The 16924-nt window shown below is 57.4% G+C and carries 16 protein-coding genes; 8 read left to right on the top strand and 8 right to left on the bottom strand.

From position 1 onward, the window contains the following. Positions 1-38: 38 nt before the first annotated feature. From dnaQ to C5L12_RS11655, 5 genes are read right to left on the bottom strand one after another with little or no spacing between them, the layout of a single operon-like run. On the bottom strand, positions 39-743 hold the full coding sequence (gene dnaQ, locus C5L12_RS11675; protein ID WP_105372208.1) for a DNA polymerase III subunit epsilon: 705 nt from the start codon (positions 741-743) through the stop codon (positions 39-41). Then, positions 736-1338, bottom strand: a complete 603-nt coding sequence (gene coaE, locus C5L12_RS11670; RefSeq protein ID WP_105372207.1) for a dephospho-CoA kinase — start codon at positions 1336-1338, stop codon at positions 736-738. Before coaE ends, dnaQ begins: the two co-directional genes overlap by 8 nt. Beyond that, a complete protein-coding gene (locus C5L12_RS11665; protein WP_105372206.1) occupies positions 1335-2195 on the bottom strand; it encodes a shikimate dehydrogenase in 861 nt (286 codons plus the stop codon). Before C5L12_RS11665 ends, coaE begins: the two co-directional genes overlap by 4 nt. Further along, positions 2188-2781: a Maf-like protein gene (locus tag C5L12_RS11660; protein WP_105372205.1), complete on the bottom strand. Its 594-nt coding sequence runs from the start codon at positions 2779-2781 to the stop codon at positions 2188-2190. Before C5L12_RS11660 ends, C5L12_RS11665 begins: the two co-directional genes overlap by 8 nt. Before the next feature lie 32 nt (positions 2782-2813). Further along, positions 2814-3635, bottom strand: a complete 822-nt coding sequence (locus tag C5L12_RS11655) for a pyruvate, water dikinase regulatory protein (RefSeq protein WP_105372204.1) — start codon at positions 3633-3635, stop codon at positions 2814-2816. 403 nt (positions 3636-4038) lie between these two features. On the opposite strand from C5L12_RS11655, the gene hemE reads away from it, so the two are divergent. The 8 genes from hemE (at position 4039) to C5L12_RS11615 (ending at position 12704) form a co-directional block, all read left to right on the top strand. Beyond that, complete coding sequence (gene hemE, locus C5L12_RS11650) at positions 4039-5073, top strand: uroporphyrinogen decarboxylase (RefSeq protein WP_105372203.1); 1035 nt, start codon at positions 4039-4041, stop codon at positions 5071-5073. After that, positions 5070-5615, top strand: coding sequence for a protoporphyrinogen oxidase HemJ (gene hemJ, locus C5L12_RS11645; protein WP_105372202.1), 546 nt, complete (start codon positions 5070-5072; stop codon positions 5613-5615). The genes hemE and hemJ overlap by 4 nt, the downstream gene beginning before the upstream one ends. 182 nt (positions 5616-5797) lie before the next feature. Beyond that, a complete protein-coding gene (gene rho, locus C5L12_RS11640; protein ID WP_105372201.1) occupies positions 5798-7063 on the top strand; it encodes a transcription termination factor Rho in 1266 nt (421 codons plus the stop codon). An 85-nt stretch (positions 7064-7148) separates the two neighbouring features. Beyond that, entirely contained in the window at positions 7149-8447 is a 1299-nt protein-coding gene (mnmE, locus tag C5L12_RS11635; protein WP_105372200.1) for a tRNA uridine-5-carboxymethylaminomethyl(34) synthesis GTPase MnmE, read from the top strand. A gap of 42 nt (positions 8448-8489) precedes the next feature. Beyond that, complete coding sequence (gene mnmG, locus C5L12_RS11630) at positions 8490-10370, top strand: tRNA uridine-5-carboxymethylaminomethyl(34) synthesis enzyme MnmG (protein ID WP_105372272.1); 1881 nt, start codon at positions 8490-8492, stop codon at positions 10368-10370. Next, positions 10370-10987, top strand: a complete 618-nt coding sequence (gene rsmG, locus C5L12_RS11625; RefSeq protein WP_105372199.1) for a 16S rRNA (guanine(527)-N(7))-methyltransferase RsmG — start codon at positions 10370-10372, stop codon at positions 10985-10987. Before mnmG ends, rsmG begins: the two co-directional genes overlap by 1 nt. Positions 10988-11000: 13 nt before the next feature. Further along, positions 11001-11792, top strand: a complete 792-nt coding sequence (locus C5L12_RS11620; RefSeq protein WP_105372198.1) for a ParA family protein — start codon at positions 11001-11003, stop codon at positions 11790-11792. Between the two features lie 27 nt (positions 11793-11819). After that, a complete protein-coding gene (locus C5L12_RS11615) occupies positions 11820-12704 on the top strand; it encodes a ParB/RepB/Spo0J family partition protein (RefSeq protein ID WP_105372197.1) in 885 nt (294 codons plus the stop codon). 6 nt (positions 12705-12710) lie between these two features. Here the strand turns inward: C5L12_RS11615 and holA are convergent, their stop codons facing one another. Genes holA through leuS form a run of 3 tightly spaced genes read right to left on the bottom strand, consistent with a single transcriptional unit; the run spans position 12711 to position 16910 of the window. Further along, a complete protein-coding gene (holA, locus tag C5L12_RS11610; protein WP_105372196.1) occupies positions 12711-13742 on the bottom strand; it encodes a DNA polymerase III subunit delta in 1032 nt (343 codons plus the stop codon). Continuing rightward, positions 13730-14290, bottom strand: a complete 561-nt coding sequence (locus C5L12_RS11605; RefSeq protein WP_105372195.1) for a hypothetical protein — start codon at positions 14288-14290, stop codon at positions 13730-13732. The genes holA and C5L12_RS11605 overlap by 13 nt, the downstream gene beginning before the upstream one ends. Then, on the bottom strand, positions 14280-16910 hold the full coding sequence (leuS, locus tag C5L12_RS11600) for a leucine--tRNA ligase (protein WP_105372271.1): 2631 nt from the start codon (positions 16908-16910) through the stop codon (positions 14280-14282). The genes C5L12_RS11605 and leuS overlap by 11 nt, the downstream gene beginning before the upstream one ends. Positions 16911-16924: the final 14 nt, after the last annotated feature.

Below are 16924 nucleotides of genomic sequence, written 5' to 3'. Positions count from 1 at the left end.
ATATCATCAAAAAGAAACCGGGCTAAAACCCGGTTTTTTTATTCGGCAGGCTTGTATTTGAGCCAGAGTGCCTTGTCCTTGAGCGAGGCCACCATTGCGGCATGCGCCTCGACCTCTGCTTCCGTCAATCTGTTCGGCAAAGGCCGTGGCCGGCCGACAGCAGTCACTACGATTTCGTCCACCTCGATGACGGTCGTTGACCGCTCGGTACCCATCAGGCCGAGGGCAGCCTGACGCCCGCCCGTCATCTCGATATAGACTTCCGCCAGAAGCTCGGAGTCGAGGAGGGCGCCGTGCTTGGTACGATGGGCGTTGTCGATGCCATAACGGCGGCATAGCGCATCCAGCGAATTCGGACCCATTGGATGCTTGCGGCGAGCCAGGGCGAGCGTGTCGACTACCCGGTCGGTCTGCACCGGGGGCAGTCCTATCCTTTCGAATTCTGCGTTGATGAAGCCGATATCGAAGTTGGCATTGTGGGCAATCCATTTGGCACCGTCGAAAAATTCGACGATCTGGTGGGCAATATCTGCAAAACCTGGCTTGTCCTTCAGGAACTCATCGGTGATGCCATGCACCGCCAATGCATCCGGATGAACCTTGCGGTCGCCAGGATTGATGTAAAGATGCAGCGTCTTGCCTGTCGGAAAATTGTTGATCAGCTCGATGCCGCCGATTTCGATCACGCGATCGAATCGGGTCTCGAGGCCGGTGGTTTCCGTATCGAAGATAATCTCACGCATGCTCGCTCATCTTTCCGGATCTTAAAGAGGCGATGATTTCCCGCACCCTTGCTTTCGCTCTCTCGAGACCGAGGCCGGTATCGATCAGGAAATCGGCTTTTTCTCGTTTCTCTGAATCAGGCAGCTGGCGGGAGAGAATCATCGCCAATTTTTCCTCGGTCATGCCGGGGCGCGCAAGTACCCTCGCCCGCTGGATCTGTGGATCACAGGTGACAACCACTACCACATCCACCCGATCTGCACCTTTCACCTCAAAAAGCAGCGGAATATCTAGGACAACAATATCCGTCTCCGACTGCCGATGCCGCTCGAGAAAGGCGATTTCACGCTGGCGGACCAGCGGATGGACGATCGCTTCGAGGATCTGGAATTTTTCTGGTGCGGCAGAAAGCTGGCGCGACAGCTCCTGTCGATCGACAGCGCCGTCCCTGACGCTACCTGGAAAAGCAATACCGATGGGTGCCACGGCATCGCCGCGGTAAAGGTCGTGCACAACGGCATCGGAATCATTCACCGGCACACCCTCCTCCGCAAACATTTTTGCGGTCGTGGACTTGCCCATGCCAATGGAGCCGGTGAGGCCGACGACGATCATCCGTGTCTTTCCATATCGGCAATCACTATATCTCGAAGCGCCGCATCGACAGTCGGCCGGCGGCCGAACCACTTCTCGAAACCCGGCACCGCCTGATGCAGAAGCATTCCAAGGCCATCGACAATCGGGAACCCCTGCTCTTCTGCCTGAGTCAGCAAAGGAGTCTTCAGCGGTATGTAAACGATGTCTGTCACCACGGCACCGCTACGGAGAGGGGAAAAATTCACGTCAGGTGCCGGACTGCCGTCCATACCAAGCGAGGTGGTGTTGACGAACAATCCCGCGCCCGTCATCACCTCGTTCAGGGCTTCCAGCGGATGAGCATGTACCTTGGCGCCAAAGCGATCTGCGAGCTCTTTGGCTCGGGGCAATGTGCGATTGACCACATGAATCTCGCCAATGCCGCGGTCGCGGACCGCCTGAATGACCGCCCTGCTCGCTCCGCCCGCGCCGAAGATCACCGCCCGATCGGCTCGGTCCCAGCCAAGGTGACGATCATCGAGATTGGCGGTGAAGCCGTAACCATCTGTGTTCGTCGCATGGAGGATTGCCTCCTCCATCCACAGCGTGTTGGATGCTCCAAGTTCTTCGGCCAGTTCATCCGGCCTGTCTGCGAGCTTAAAAGCAAGTTCTTTATGCGGAATGGTGACATTGCCGCCGCGATAACCGGAACTGCCATCCCTCAAAGAGCGGATAAAAGCTGGGAAGTCCGCTTCCGTCACCGCCTCCGCCCGATAGGAGCCGGCGATGCCTAATTGCTTCAGCCAGTGATTGTGGATCATCGGCGAGCGGGAATGCTTGACCGGCCAGCCGGTGACGAAGGCGTTAACCAAGAATGTTTCACGTGAATCAGCCATCGATTGCAGCAAGCTCCCGCAGCTTATCGAGGAGCGGCAACATCGGCAGACCCAGGATGGTGAAATAGTCGCCTTCTATCTCAGAGAAAAGTTGAATTCCCTCGCCTTCCAGCTGATAGGCCCCGACGCTGGAAAATGCCTTTTCGCCCACCCGCGCCAGATATCGGTCAACAAAGGCTTCCGTCAGCGGGCGCACCGTCAGGTCGGCGTGGGAGACGTGCTCCCACAAGACGCCGTGATCCCTGACAATGGCGATGGCGCTGTTCAGCCGGTGGGTCTTGCCCGACAGCGACAGAAGGTTCTCCTTCGCTTCGCCAAGCGATTTCGGTTTGTGAAAAACACGATTGCCGACCGACATGGTCTGGTCCGACCCGATCACCAGCGCACCCGAATGCCGCTGACTGACCTCCAGGGCCTTTGCTCTCGCAAGAGTGAGTGCGACCTTATCAGGACTTGCTCCTTCCAGGCTGGCTTCAATCTTCCGCTCGTCGATATCCGCCGCCTGACTTTCAAAGGTCAGGCCGGCATTTTCCATCAGCATTCGACGAAAAGGGCTGGAGGAGGCAAGTACGAGAGGCGACGTCACGAATATCTCCCAGAAACCGCAGGCGGTTTCGCTTAACGCAGCTTCGGGCGCAGCGCAACGATCGCCGCCGCCGTCTCTTCGATGGATCTCCGCGTTACGTCGATGACCGGCCAGTTATGACGGGCGCAAAGCGCCCGCGCATATTTCAGTTCCTCGTTGATGCTGGCCCGGTCGGTATAATGGTGTCGGTCGAAACCCTGCGTGGCGCCCAGATCACGGTTCTCGCGCACCTGACTGATCCGATCCGTCGTCGCTATCAAACCGACAATCAGCGGCCGGGCGGCGCGATAGAGGCTTTCCGGCAGGTCCACGCCTTGAACGATCGGGATATTGGCAGTCTTGATGCCGCGATTAGCGAGGTAGATGCTGGTTGGCGTCTTCGAGGTGCGGCTGATCCCGATCAACACCACGTCTGCTTCATCATAACTCTCCGGCATCTGGCCGTCATCATGATCCATCGTGAAGTTGAGGGCTTCGATGCGTTTGAAATAATCGGCATTCAGAGCGTGCTGGGCACCGACGCGACGGCGCGACGGCGCGCCCAGATAGGCCTGGAAGGTGATCATGACCGGCTCCAGAACATTAACCGAGGGCAGTCCCATGTCCCGACACCGTTCATCGATCAATCCGGCCAGCTCGTGATCGACAATCGTATAGAGCACGATACCCGGTTCCTGGTCGACGGCTTCGAGCACCGCCAGCAGCTGCTTACGGTTGCGGATCAGCGGGTAGACATGTTCAACCGCAAGCGAGGACTGAAATTGGGCGGCGGCCGCGCGGCCCGCGGAGATGAGAGTCTCTCCGGTCGAGTCAGATATCAGATGCAGATGGAAGAAATTTTTTCGGTTCTCCACGCTAATCTTTACCCTTTGTTGACAACCCGGGAGAGACGATCGACTCGGCCGGGCCAAAGCTCCGGGCTTGGGAAAACCTCCGAGTTTTCCACATTCGCTGGTTCTGCGGATGTAGATCGAGGATGCTTGTGCACTCTGTGGACAAGGGCATCAAGCACCTTTTCGCTCCACAGCTTATCCACAAACTGCATTCGCTCCAGCACTACCATAACGCTTTGATGCAACTTGAGGAATCGACTTATCTCTAAAAACCTCGCAGTGACCGCGTTTTTCTCTCCCGAACTTTGCAAAAGGCGGCCGATGGTCGCGTTGCCGGTGGTTTGACTTTAATCCTTGCTACTCACCGACTCTAAGAAATAGAAACCTATTCTAGATTCATTTCTTTTATTTTAGGGAGACCCCATTGACCGGCCCATACCGGAAGATCGTCGAGGTGCTGAACGGCCAAACCGTTGCTCCGCCACCAATCTGGCTCATGAGACAGGCGGGACGTTATCTGCCGGAGTACCGGGAAACCCGAGCTAAGGCAGGGAGTTTCCTTGATCTCTGTTACACGCCGGATTTCGCTGTCGAGGTAACCTTGCAGCCGATCCGACGCTACGGCTTCGACGCGGCTATCCTGTTCTCAGACATTCTCGTGATTCCCGATGCGCTGAAACGGAACGTTCGTTTCGTGCAGGGCGAAGGGCCGCAGATGGATCCCATCGACGTTTCCGGCATCGGAAAGCTTAACGGGGAGAGCGTGCTGGATCATCTGGCGCCCGTGATCGAAACGGTACGTCGCCTGCGGCAGGAATTGCCGGAAGAAACGGCGCTGCTGGGTTTCTGCGGCGCGCCCTGGACGGTGGCGACCTACATGATCGCCGGACATGGGACGCCGGACCAGGCGCCGGCACGGCTTTTCGGCTACCGGCATATCGAAGCTTTCGAAAAACTCCTGTCTTTCCTGGCGGAAATCTCAGCGGAATATCTGATCGCCCAGATCGATGCCGGTGCCGATGCGGTTCAGATTTTCGATTCCTGGGCGGGTGTGCTCGGCGAGCGTGAGTTCGAGGATTTTGCGGTAAAACCAGTGGCGCGGATGATCGAAATCGTCCGCGCCCGTCGGCCGCAGGCAAAGATCATCGCATTCGCCAAAGGGGCGGGCCTCAACCTGCTTCACTACCGCCAGAAGACGAAGGCCGACGCGATCGGTCTCGATTGGTCGGTTCCGCTTTCCTTCGCGGCCGAGCTGCAGAAGGAAGGCCCGATCCAGGGCAATCTCGATCCGATGCGGGTCGTTGCGGGTGGTAAATCGCTCGATGAGGGGGTCGACGCTATTCTCGACAAGCTCGGGCATGGGCCGCTGATCTTCAATCTCGGCCATGGCATCACCCCGGAGGCTGATCCGGAAAACGTGACGAGGTTGATCAGGCGGGTGCGTGAGGCAAGAACATGAGGCCGAAGGAGCTGCAGGCCGGAAAACCGGCGGGACGGCGCTCGGCTCTCAGGGCGGTCGTTGCTCTCGGCGTATTCATCGCAATCCTTGGGGCAGTCTATCTCGCCAGGCCGGATGACTTCATCCTCTACGTCAAGGCTTTTCATGTGATCGCCGTGATCTCGTGGATGGCCGGGCTTCTCTACATGCCAAGGCTGTTCATCTATCACAGCGACGCTGAGCCGAGCTCGGCACAATCGGAAACATTCAAGATCATGGAGCAGCGGCTTCTGAGGATCATCATGAACCCGGCGATGATGATCACATGGGTACTCGGTCTTTACCTCGCCTGGGATGTCTATCAGCTCCGGGGCGGGTGGCTGCACGGGAAAATCACCCTGGTGGTTCTTCTCACGGCGGTGCATGTGCTGTTCAGCCGAGCGGTGAGGGCGTTTGCCGCAGACGGTCCGAGAAGGTCGCCGCGTTACTGGCGAATGATGAACGAGTTGCCGACCTTGCTGATGATCGGAATCGTCATTTTGGTGATCGTAAAACCTTTCTGATCGCTTTCTTTGACGAGATTTGGCGAAGCCTCTTGCGGCGTTCCACGTGAATCGCTATTTTCCCCCCATCTCATCTCGTGGCATGCGTGTAATTTCCCGTCGTCCCCGGATCATTTTCCGCGGTAGCGAATTTCACCGACACGCCTACAATCTCCCTGAAATCCTCAATATGGTCCCCCTTCATGGCTGAAATGAAGCTTCAAGAACTCAAGAGCAAATCCCCTACGGATTTGCTGACCTTTGCCGAATCACTTGAGGTCGAGAATGCCAGCACGATGCGCAAGCAGGAGCTGATGTTCGCAATCCTCAAGGTTCTGGCGAGCCAGGACGTCGAAATCATCGGCGAGGGGGTGGTCGAGGTCTTGCAGGACGGGTTCGGCTTCTTGCGGTCGGCGAACGCCAACTACCTGCCGGGTCCCGACGATATCTACATCTCCCCGTCCCAGATCCGCCGTTTCTCCCTGAAAAGCGGCGACACCGTCGAAGGGCCGATCCGCGGCCCGAAGGAAGGCGAGCGCTATTTCGCTCTGCTGAAGGTCAATACGATCAATTTCGACGATCCGGAAAAAATTCGCCACAAGGTCCATTTCGACAATCTGACGCCGCTCTATCCCAACGAGCGCTTCAAGATGGAACTCGATATCCCAACCTCCAAGGACTTGTCCGCGCGGGTCATCGATCTGGTCGCTCCACTCGGAAAGGGTCAGCGCGGCCTTATCGTCGCTCCTCCGCGGACCGGCAAGACCGTTCTGCTGCAGAACATCGCCCATTCGATCACCGCCAATCATCCGGAATGTTACCTGATCGTTCTTCTGATCGACGAGCGGCCGGAGGAAGTGACGGACATGCAGCGTTCGGTGAAAGGAGAGGTTGTTTCCTCGACTTTCGATGAACCGGCGGTTCGGCACGTTCAGGTCGCCGAAATGGTCATCGAAAAAGCGAAACGTCTTGTCGAACACGGCCGCGACGTCGTGATCCTGCTCGATTCCATTACCCGCCTCGGCCGCGCCTACAACACTGTCGTTCCCTCGTCCGGCAAGGTTCTGACAGGCGGTGTCGACGCCAATGCGCTGCAGCGTCCGAAACGCTTTTTCGGCGCAGCCCGCAACATCGAGGAAGGCGGTTCGTTGACGATCATCGCAACCGCTCTGATCGATACCGGAAGCCGCATGGACGAAGTCATCTTTGAAGAGTTCAAGGGCACCGGCAACTCGGAAATCGTCCTTGACCGAAAGGTGGCCGACAAACGCATCTTCCCGTCGATGGATATCCTCAAGTCCGGTACCCGGAAAGAAGACCTGCTTGTGCCGCGCCAGGACCTGCAGAAGATCTTCGTGCTTCGTCGTATCCTTGCGCCGATGGGAACGACGGACGCCATCGAATTCCTGATCGACAAGTTGAAACAGACGAAGAACAACGCCGATTTCTTCGATTCGATGAACACCTGATCGTTAGCCGGATTCAATTACAGGAAGCGCTCGGCTCGTCTGGGCGCTTTTTGATTTTTCGGATCTGGTTTGTTAAGGCAATGCCATGATCTCATCCGATACGATCTTTGCACTTTCCAGCGGTGTGTTGCCGGCGGGTGTCGCAGTCCTGCGGCTCAGTGGCCCTGGATCCTTCGATGCGGCGCGCGTTCTGGCGGGAGATTTGCCGCAAGCCCGCCGGGCAGTTTTAAGAACAATTCGGAGCCCCGACGGCTTGGTTATCGACCAAGCGTTTGTGCTTCTGTTCCCAGCACCCAATTCGTTTACGGGAGAAGATTGTGTCGAGTTTCAGCTGCATGGCAGTCGCGCCGTTATTGCAGCCGTTTACGAGGAGCTCGAACGGCTCGGTCTGCGGCTGGCCGAGGCAGGAGAATTCTCAAGAAGGGCATTTGAGAACGGCAAGCTGGATCTGGTGGAGGTAGAGGGCCTCGCCGATCTGATCGCCGCCGAAACGGAGATGCAGCGCCGGCTGGCGGTAGAACAAAGTCTGGGCGGCCAATCGGCGCTTTACAATCAATGGGCCGAAAGGCTGACCCGGGCGCGGGCGCTGATCGAAGCCGAACTGGATTTTGCTGACGAGGACGACGTTCCAGGATCGGTTTCTGACGGGGTGTGGTCGGACATGGCAGATCTTCTTCTGGAGCTCAGGGAGCATATCGCCGCCGCCAGGGCGGGGGAGGTTATCCGAGACGGATATAAGGTGGTGATCGCTGGGCCGCCCAATGCCGGCAAGTCCAGTCTGCTGAATGCCTTGGCCAAGCGGGACGTTGCAATTGTAACGGAGATTGCCGGCACCACGCGAGACATCCTGCATGTGGATATCGACCTAGACGGCTATCTCGTGCGATTTTTCGATACGGCCGGTTTGCGGTCTACCGACGATCGCGTCGAGCTGGAAGGAGTTAGGCGGGCTTTGACTGCCATTGAGCAGGCGGACTTGATCCTGCACCTCGAAGAGATCGATTCGGAACCGCAACAGTCTATGCCTCTTGGGATGCCCAACGTGCTGCGGATCGGCACCAAGGTCGACAGCCATGGCGCCTCGTCCGCCTATGACCTCTGTATTTCCAGCCGCACCGGGGAAGGACTTGAGGCGCTACGGGCGCATTTGCTTGCTACCCTGCAACAATTATGGTCCGGTTCTCTGGTCCCGAACCGCCTGAGGCATAGCCGTCATCTTAAAGAGGCTTCCAATTTCCTGGAGGAAGCGTTAAACGGCAGTGAGCTTGACGTCCGAGCTGAAAGCCTGCGCGCCGCAGCCTCCTCTCTTGGCCGAATAACCGGCCATGTGGATGTCGAGCAGCTTTTGGATATCATCTTTTCGCAATTCTGCATCGGCAAGTGATTCACGTGAAACGCCCGGTGGCGTGTTCGTGGAGTGATGGAAATGGACGCGACATTTGACGTGGTGGTTATCGGCGGGGGACATGCGGGCTGCGAAGCGGCAAGTGCTTCCGCGCGGATGGGCGCCAGAACGGCGCTGATCACCCACAAGATAGAGACGATCGGCGTCATGTCCTGCAATCCGGCCATCGGCGGGTTGGGAAAGGGGCACCTTGTCCGGGAGGTTGATGCCCTTGATGGTCTGATGGGTCGCGTTGCTGACGAGGCAGGCATACAATTCCGTCTGCTCAATCGGAAAAAAGGACCGGCGGTACGCGGGCCGAGAACTCAGGCTGATCGCAAGCTTTACCGCCTTGCGATGCAGAGAGAAATCCTGAACCATCCCAACCTTGACGTCATTGAGGGTGACGCCTTCGACATCCAGACCGCGGAGGGTCGAGTAACCGCGGTGGAGATGAAGGATGGACGCCGATTCGGATGCGGAACGGTTGTACTGACGACCGGTACCTTCCTCCGGGGTCTGATTCACATCGGAGATCAAAAGATCCCCGCCGGTCGGGCCGGAGAAGAGCCTTCGCTCGGTCTTTCGGCAACTCTTCAGAGATGCGGGTTACGGCTCGGGCGGTTGAAGACGGGCACCCCTGCCCGCCTCGACGGACGAACAATCGATTGGGGCGGTATCGGTCGCCAGGAGGCCGACGAGGAGCCCGTCCCGTTCTCGTTCATGACCGACCGGATTACAACCCAGCAAATCGCCTGCGGTGTTACCCGCACGACAGAAGCCACCCACAAGATAATCTCGGACAACATCCATCGCTCAGCGATGTATTCAGGGCAGATCGAGGGTGTGGGGCCGCGCTACTGTCCGTCGATCGAAGATAAGATTGTCCGCTTCGGAGAGAGAGACGGTCACCAGATTTTTTTGGAACCGGAGGGGCTCGACGATTTCGCTGTTTATCCCAATGGCATTTCCACCTCGCTTCCCGCCGACGTCCAGGATGCGTTTATTCGTACCATCCCGGGGTTGGAAAAGGTCGCCGTTCTCCAGCCGGGCTATGCGATCGAATACGATCATGTCGATCCCCGCGAACTGACACCCTCGCTTGAGGTCATGAAGATGTCCGGATTATTCCTCGCAGGGCAGATTAACGGGACCACCGGGTACGAAGAGGCGGCCGCACAGGGCCTGGTGGCCGGACTGAATGCGGCTCTCAAGGCGGGCGGCGAAGATCCTTACCACTTCAGCCGCGCCGATTCCTACATCGGGGTCATGATCGACGATCTGACTTCACGCGGCGTAACCGAGCCGTATCGAATGTTCACCTCTCGTGCCGAATATCGGCTTTCTCTGCGTGCGGATAATGCAGATCTCAGACTGACTCCGAAAGGCATTGATCTGGGTTGCATACATGCGTCACGGCAAGAAAAGTTTGAGGCATATAGCGGGGAGCTTGATCAGCTTCGAACTATACTGAAGTCGCTCGATCTGACGCCGAATGAGGCGGCCCGACACGGCCTGAAGATGAATCAGGACGGACAGAGACGGACCGCCTACGAAATTCTGGCCTATCCCGACCAAACTCTTTGTTCTCTTTCCGCCGTATGGCCTGAGCTGGCAGATGTTTCTCCGAAAGCACGGGAGGCTCTGGAAATTGAAGCTTGCTATGCGGTTTACATGGATAGGCAGGTCGCGGACATTGCCGCAACACAGAAAAATGAAGCGCGTTCGATACCTCAAGACTTTGATTTCGCTTCACTTTCTGGTCTTTCTAACGAGGTCAGGCAAAAGTTGGCGGCCTCGAGGCCTGCCAATCTGGCACAGGCAGCAAAGGTCAATGGTATGACCCCAGCGGCGCTTGCTTTGCTTCTGGCCTTGCTCCGCAAGGAAGAGCTGGCGGCCCATCGCGTTAAACGAGTCTCCTGATGTTGTTAAACGGCAGGAGTGTTTCACGTGAAACGCAAGAACGGCTGGAGCATTTTTCTAAGCTCTTTCAGAAATGGGCCAAGACGATCAATCTCGTTGCTCCTTCGACGTTGGATGAGTTGTGGCACCGTCATATCGCCGACAGCGCGCAAATCTTTCATCTCTCTCCCGGCCCCTACACTTGGGTTGATCTTGGATCGGGTGGAGGGTTTCCCGGTATTATCACCGCCATCTTCTTAGCGGAGATAGGTGGTGGCTGGGTTCATCTGGTGGAAAGCAACCAGAAGAAGGCAGCCTTTCTTCGGGTGGCCCTGAGCGAAACAGGAGCCCGCGGCTCGATCCACCCAATTCGGATCGAAGCAGCAACGAAAGCAATCACTGAATGTGATCGGATCTCTGCAAGGGCACTTGCGGACCTCGAACAGCTCCTCTCCTATACCGCACCATGGGCAGGCAATAAAAATACCAGGGCATTTTTCCATAAAGGCCGGGATTACGCGAGTGAGGTGCAGAAAGCCCGTGGTCGATGGTCATTTGATCTGTTAAAACATAACAGTGCCGTCGAGTCAGATTCTGTCATCCTTGAACTCAGCAATATCAGGCACAAAGAACCCTAACTTCAGGTGCGGTATGTTCGAAAAAAACCGGATTATCACCATCGCCAACCAGAAGGGTGGTGTCGGAAAAACGACGACGGCGATCAATCTAGCGACGGCCCTTGCTGCAATCGGCGAGCGTGTCCTGATCGTGGATCTGGATCCGCAGGGGAACGCCAGTACCGGTCTGGGGATCGAACGCCGCGAACGGAAGATATCCTCTTATGATTTACTGATGGGCTATAACTCGGTTGCTGAAACGGCCTTGGAGACCGCGGTGCCCAACCTCTGGATTGTTCCGTCGACCATGGACCTGTTGGGGTTCGAGATGGAGATCTCGCAATCTTCCGACCGTGCCTTCAAGTTGCGGCGAGCGCTAAACACCGACGAAGCCCAGTTCTATTCTTATATTCTTCTGGATTGCCCTCCATCGTTCAATCTATTAACGATGAACGCGATGGCTGCTGCTCATTCAGTTCTTGTACCGCTCCAATGCGAATTCTTCGCCCTTGAGGGGCTGAGTCAACTTTTGGAAACCGTTGATCAGGTTCGCCGCACCATCAATCCGGCTCTTGATATCCAGGGCATCGTGCTAACAATGTTCGACGCTCGTAACAATCTGGCCCAGCAGGTCGTCAGTGACGTCAGGACCTATTTGGGAGATAAGGTCTACCATACCCTTATCCCTCGCAATGTTCGAGTGTCGGAAGCCCCCTCTTATGGAAAACCGGCTATTCTTTACGACCTGAAATGTGCTGGCAGCCAGGCCTATCTGCAGCTGGCATCCGAGGTGATCCAAAGAGAGCGTCGGCGCAAAGCGGCGTGAATGCATCGACTGGAGTGAGTAGAAGCAATGAATGACGATGTTTCGAAGCGGCGCCTGGGCCGTGGTCTCGCAGCTCTGATCGGTGAGATGGACCAACCGGTTCCGGTCGACGGAGGCACGCGCGGCGTCAATCCAGATCGCATGGTGCCGATTGAATATGTCGCTCGCAATCCGCGTAATCCGCGAAGAAGTTTCGACGAAAGCGAGCTGCAGGATTTGGCGAGTTCGATCCGACAACACGGGATCGTTCAGCCGGTGGTTGTCCGCCCGCAGGGCTCGGATCGTTTTGAAATCATCGCCGGGGAGCGGCGTTGGCGGGCGGCGCAACTTGCGGGTTTGATTGAAATTCCCGTTATCGTTCGCGATGTGGACGATCGTACCGCGTTGGAAATCGCCATTGTCGAGAACGTCCAGCGCTCCGACCTTAATCCGTTGGAAGAAGCGCTGGGCTACGAACAGCTGATCGCAGAGCATGGCTATACCCAAAACGATCTTGGCGAGATTATCGGCAAGAGCCGAAGCCATGTGGCAAACAGTCTGCGCCTGTTGAAATTGCCGGAACCTGTTCGGGATATGCTTGCCTCCGGGAGCCTCTCCGCCGGGCATGCGCGAGCGTTGATTACCACTTCGGATCCTGCGGCACTTGCTCGTACGATCGTGTCAAAAGGTATGTCGGTTCGCGATGCAGAACGACTTGCGCAGAACGACATCAAGGCCCAGAGCGAGGGAGCATCCGTTTCGAAGACGGAACAAAAGGATTCCGATACGCTGGCGCTCGAGCGCACGCTGACGGACTCTCTCGGGCTGGAGGTCAAGATCAACCACAAGAGCGGCGGCGGCCATGTGCGGATCAATTATCGGAGCCTCGATCAGCTCGAGGAGATCTGCCGCTTGCTGGAACGAAGACAATGAACAAAATCAACGGCTTGACTGAATAGTGATCGCCATCAGGGTTTGGAAAGCAATACTCGGCTCAAGGTTTTGTTTCTGACGCGACATCAATATAGCAGATTGCAGACGTTCGGTTTCGCGAGACAACGCCGGCGCGCTCCATGTCCGGAGCGCTTTTTCCATCATCGGCTTGCGCTTGAAGTGAATGTGTCGGCCGAGCGTCATCATCACCTGTGCGACGGGAAGTTTTTTCTCTTCCATTTCAGCTTTCATCAGATCCAGCAGCTGGAACTGCTTGAGGCAGGATTGCAGGACGAGGAAAATCGGAGTCTTGGAAGAGAGGACTTTCTGTATGGCGCGATGGAGGCTGGGCAGATCGCCACTCAGGATCGCATCCACTGCTTCGTCGGCTGAAACGCCGCTTGCATCGCCGATGATGTCGTGGATGTGTTCCTCCTCCACCATACCCTTGCCGCGGCAATAAAGGGCAAGTTTTCGAACCTCATTGCGAGAGGCAACCCGGTCTCCTCCCAGAAGGTCCAGGAGCTTCTGCCGCGCCGCGGTGCTGATTTTGAGGTTTCCGCCTCCGAGTTCGCTGTCGATGAGGCTGTTCAAGGCTCTTATGTCATCCGCATAACAGGGAATTACGGCAACGGATTTCGCGGGCTCGGCAGTCTTTCGCAGACCGCTCCCTTTTTTCAGATCCCCTGCCTCGATAATCAATATATTGGCAGGAGGCGAACCTGCGGCGAGAATCTGAACCGCATCGAGAAGCGGCTTTTCATTCGCGGCACCGCGGAGCCAGACAAGTTTCGATCCGCCGAAGAGGCCGAGCGAGTTCACTTCATCCAGAAGCCTGCCTGGATCTCCCTGAAGATCTGAAACATCCAGCTTCAGCGTGGCGAATGGGTCATCTTTCGGAACTCCCGTCCGGGCAGCGATTATCGCGGCGCGTTCCGAGACCAGACCGCGATCAGGCCCGTAAATGACGAATATCTTGTAGAGTTCGACACCCTTTTCTGCAAAACGGTCGAACTCGTGGGACTTTATTTCTGCCATACCGTCTGCGGCTGAGGTTCGCGGGCTATTACGATCGCGATCTCGGCGCGAATGAACTCGGCAAGCTCGCGTGCCGCGCGGTTTTCAGCATCGCGAATGGCCCGAAGCTTGGCAAAGCCCTGCCCCGAAACATCGATTAGAGACACCACCTCGCGCTTGCTGGACCTCAGCACCTGCCCGTCGCTCAAGCGTGTGATCGTGTAGGTCGCCCCGACCTGCACACGGCCGGGCACAGGTACGCCCGTCGTGGAGACGTTGTCGTCGTCCTCGTCGTCGATAATGCTCGACGCCGTGCTGGTGGCCGACAGCTTCACGTCATAGGCCGGGCGCACAGACTCACCGGCACCGCCAGATGTCAGGAAGATCAAGTGGTTGCGGATGACTTGGTCAATGCGGCTCTGGGGGTGGGAGAAACCGACCGCAGCAAGCCGTTCGCCCGTGCCCGCCGACTCCGAGTAGAGGGGACGGACCTGGCAGCCTGCCACGACGGCAAGCAGGACAAGGCTGGAGATAAGGCCGATGCGACGGAAGGAGCGGTCAGACGACAATGTTCACGATCCTCTGTGGGACGACGATGATTTTCTTTGGCGCCCGGCCATCAAGAGCCGCCCTCACCGCTTCCAGCGCCAAAACCGCAGCTTCGACGGCACTTTGATCCGCGTCGCGGGCGATTGTCAATTCGGCTCGTTTCTTGCCATTGATCTGGATGGGCAAAGTGATGTCATTTTCGACGACTAGGGCTTCATCGTACTGCGGCCAGGCGGTCTTGGTCAGCAATCCGCCGTTGCCAAGCGCAGCCCAGCATTCTTCTGCGAGATGCGGTGTCATTGGAGCCACGATCTGCACCAGTATCTCCGCGGCGTCGCGCACCGCAGCTCGAAATGCCAAATCGCCTTCGCCCGCCGCGACCCTGCCGAGCGGTGCAGCCAAGGCGTTGACAAGCTCGTAAATGCGCGCAACCGCCTTGTTGAAGGAAAGCTTGTCGTAGTCTCGCTGGACGGCCTTCAATGTTTTATGGGCCAGCTGCGAGATCGCAAGCGCCTCGCCCCCCTTAGCCGGCTTCGGCTCGATGGTGGAGAGGTTTCCGGATGCTTCGGAGATCAACCGCCAGAGCCGCTGTGTAAAGCGGTGAGCACCCTCTACGCCGGCCTCCGACCAAATGACGTCGCGCTCAGGCGGCGAGTCCGAGAGCACAAAGAAGCGAGCCGTGTCCGCGCCGTAGGACTCGATAATATCGTCCGGATCCACGACGTTTTTCTTGGACTTCGACATCTTCTCTATCGAACCGATGGTGATTTCCTCGCCGGTCGCCAGAAGGGTAGCGCGTCTTTTGCCGTCGACTTCCTCAATGCGGATATCGGCAGGCGCTACCCATTCGCCATTCTGCCCGGAACCCCGACGGTAAGTCTCATGAACAACCATGCCCTGGGTGAACAGGCCTTTGAAGGGTTCCTTCAGGTCGACATGGCCCGTCTCCCGCATGGCGCGGGTGAAGAAGCGCGAATAGAGCAGATGCAGGATCGCATGTTCAATACCGCCGATATATTGATCGACGGGCAGCCAGCGGTTGGCGGCGGCTGGATCTGTCGGCTCGTTTTCCCAAGGCGCGGTGAAACGGGCGAAATACCAGCTCGAATCGACGAACGTATCCATCGTATCCGTCTCGCGACGCGCATTCTTGCCGCAGTTCGGGCAGGCAACATGTCGCCAGGTCGGATGACGGTCCAGCGGATTGCCCGGCTGGTCGAAGGTCACATCGTCCGGCAATCTCACCGGCAGATCCGCTTTCGGCACCGGCACGACGCCGCAGTCATCGCAATGAATGACAGGGATAGGGCAGCCCCAGTACCGCTGCCGGGAAATGCCCCAGTCACGCAGGCGGAAATTTACCTTGCGTTCGCCCTGCGGCATATTGCCGAGCAGCGTGTCGGACAACTTATCGGCAACGATCTCGAAAGCTTCCTCTGTCGTTTTACCGTCCAGGAAGCGGGAATTGATCATTACGCCGTCATCGACGTAGGCCGTATTGCCGATCTCGAAGGTCGCGGCATCGCCGCCCTTGGGCATAACGACCGGAACCACGGGCAGATCGTATTTGCGGGCAAAATCCAGGTCGCGCTGGTCGCCGGAAGGGCATCCGAAGATAGCACCCGTGCCGTAGTCCATCAGCACGAAGTTGGCGACATAGACCGGCAGTTCCCAAGAGGGATCGAGCGGATGCCTGACCCGGATACCGGTATCCATGCCCTTCTTTTCGGCCGTCTCCAGCGCAGCCAACGAGGTCCCGTGACGTCGGCACTCTTCTGCAAAAGCTTCGATAGCCGGATCCTGTGCGGCAACGGCCTTTGCGATCGGATGGTCGGCTGCGATCGCCAGGAAAGAAGCACCGAACAAGGTGTCCGGGCGGGTGGTATAGACCACCACTTCGTTCTCACCGGCAGGGGCGGTGCCAGGGACGATCTCCCAACGCAAGGCCAAACCTTCGGACCGGCCGATCCAGTTCTTCTGCATCAGCCGGACTTTTTCCGGCCATTGATCCAGGTCATCCAGCGAATCGAGCAGGTCCTGGCTGAATTCGGTGATCTTGAAGAACCACTGCACCAGCTCTCGCTGTTCGACCAGGGCGCCGGAGCGCCAGCCGCGGCCATCGATAACCTGTTCGTTGGCCAGCACGGTCTGATCGACCGGATCCCAGTTAACCTTCGATTGCTTGCGATAGACCAAGCCCTTTTCCATCATGTCCAGGAAGAGGTGCTGCTGGCGATGGTAATAATCGACATCGCAGGTGGCGAATTCGCGCGACCAGTCCAGCGAAAGGCCCATGGCCTTCAGTTGCTTCTTCATCGCTTCAATGTTCTGGTAGGTCCAGGCCTTCGGATGAACCTTGTTGTCCCGAGCGGCGTTTTCGGCTGGCATTCCAAAGGCGTCCCAACCCATCGGATGCAAGACGTTGAACCCGCGAGCGCGCTTGTAACGCGCAACCACATCTCCCATCGCGTAGTTCCGCACATGGCCCATGTGAATGCGGCCCGACGGGTAAGGGAACATCTCCAGGACGTAATATTTCTCGCGCGGATCGCTGTTGTCGGTCTCGAAGACCTTGGCTTCGTTCCACTTCTGCTGCCAGCGAGGCTCGGCATCGCGCGGATTATAACGTTCAGTCGCCATTTCGATGATATTCC

This window comes from Neorhizobium huautlense, from assembly GCF_002968575.1.
Classification (GTDB): Bacteria; Pseudomonadota; Alphaproteobacteria; order Rhizobiales; family Rhizobiaceae; genus Neorhizobium; species Neorhizobium huautlense.
Note: the sequence above shows the minus strand (reverse complement) of the source record. Positions and strands in the feature narration are given on the sequence as shown.

What these genes read in the sequence shown, in the direction of transcription:
- hemJ (WP_105372202.1), top strand. Translation starts at nt 5,070, where the DNA reads ATGAGGCCGAAGGAGCTGCAGGCCGGAAAACCGGCGGGACGGCGCTCG.
- mnmG (WP_105372272.1), top strand. Translation starts at nt 8,490, where the DNA reads ATGGACGCGACATTTGACGTGGTGGTTATCGGCGGGGGACATGCGGGC.
- C5L12_RS11620 (WP_105372198.1), top strand. Translation starts at nt 11,001, where the DNA reads ATGTTCGAAAAAAACCGGATTATCACCATCGCCAACCAGAAGGGTGGT.
- C5L12_RS11665 (WP_105372206.1), bottom strand. Translation starts at nt 2,195, where the DNA reads ATGGCTGATTCACGTGAAACATTCTTGGTTAACGCCTTCGTCACCGGC.
- leuS (WP_105372271.1), bottom strand. Translation starts at nt 16,910, where the DNA reads ATGGCGACTGAACGTTATAATCCGCGCGATGCCGAGCCTCGCTGGCAG.
- rsmG (WP_105372199.1), top strand. Translation starts at nt 10,370, where the DNA reads ATGTTGTTAAACGGCAGGAGTGTTTCACGTGAAACGCAAGAACGGCTG.
- rho (WP_105372201.1), top strand. Translation starts at nt 5,798, where the DNA reads ATGGCTGAAATGAAGCTTCAAGAACTCAAGAGCAAATCCCCTACGGAT.
- dnaQ (WP_105372208.1), bottom strand. Translation starts at nt 743, where the DNA reads ATGCGTGAGATTATCTTCGATACGGAAACCACCGGCCTCGAGACCCGA.
- C5L12_RS11615 (WP_105372197.1), top strand. Translation starts at nt 11,820, where the DNA reads ATGAATGACGATGTTTCGAAGCGGCGCCTGGGCCGTGGTCTCGCAGCT.
- coaE (WP_105372207.1), bottom strand. Translation starts at nt 1,338, where the DNA reads ATGATCGTCGTCGGCCTCACCGGCTCCATTGGCATGGGCAAGTCCACG.
- holA (WP_105372196.1), bottom strand. Translation starts at nt 13,742, where the DNA reads ATGGCAGAAATAAAGTCCCACGAGTTCGACCGTTTTGCAGAAAAGGGT.
- mnmE (WP_105372200.1), top strand. Translation starts at nt 7,149, where the DNA reads ATGATCTCATCCGATACGATCTTTGCACTTTCCAGCGGTGTGTTGCCG.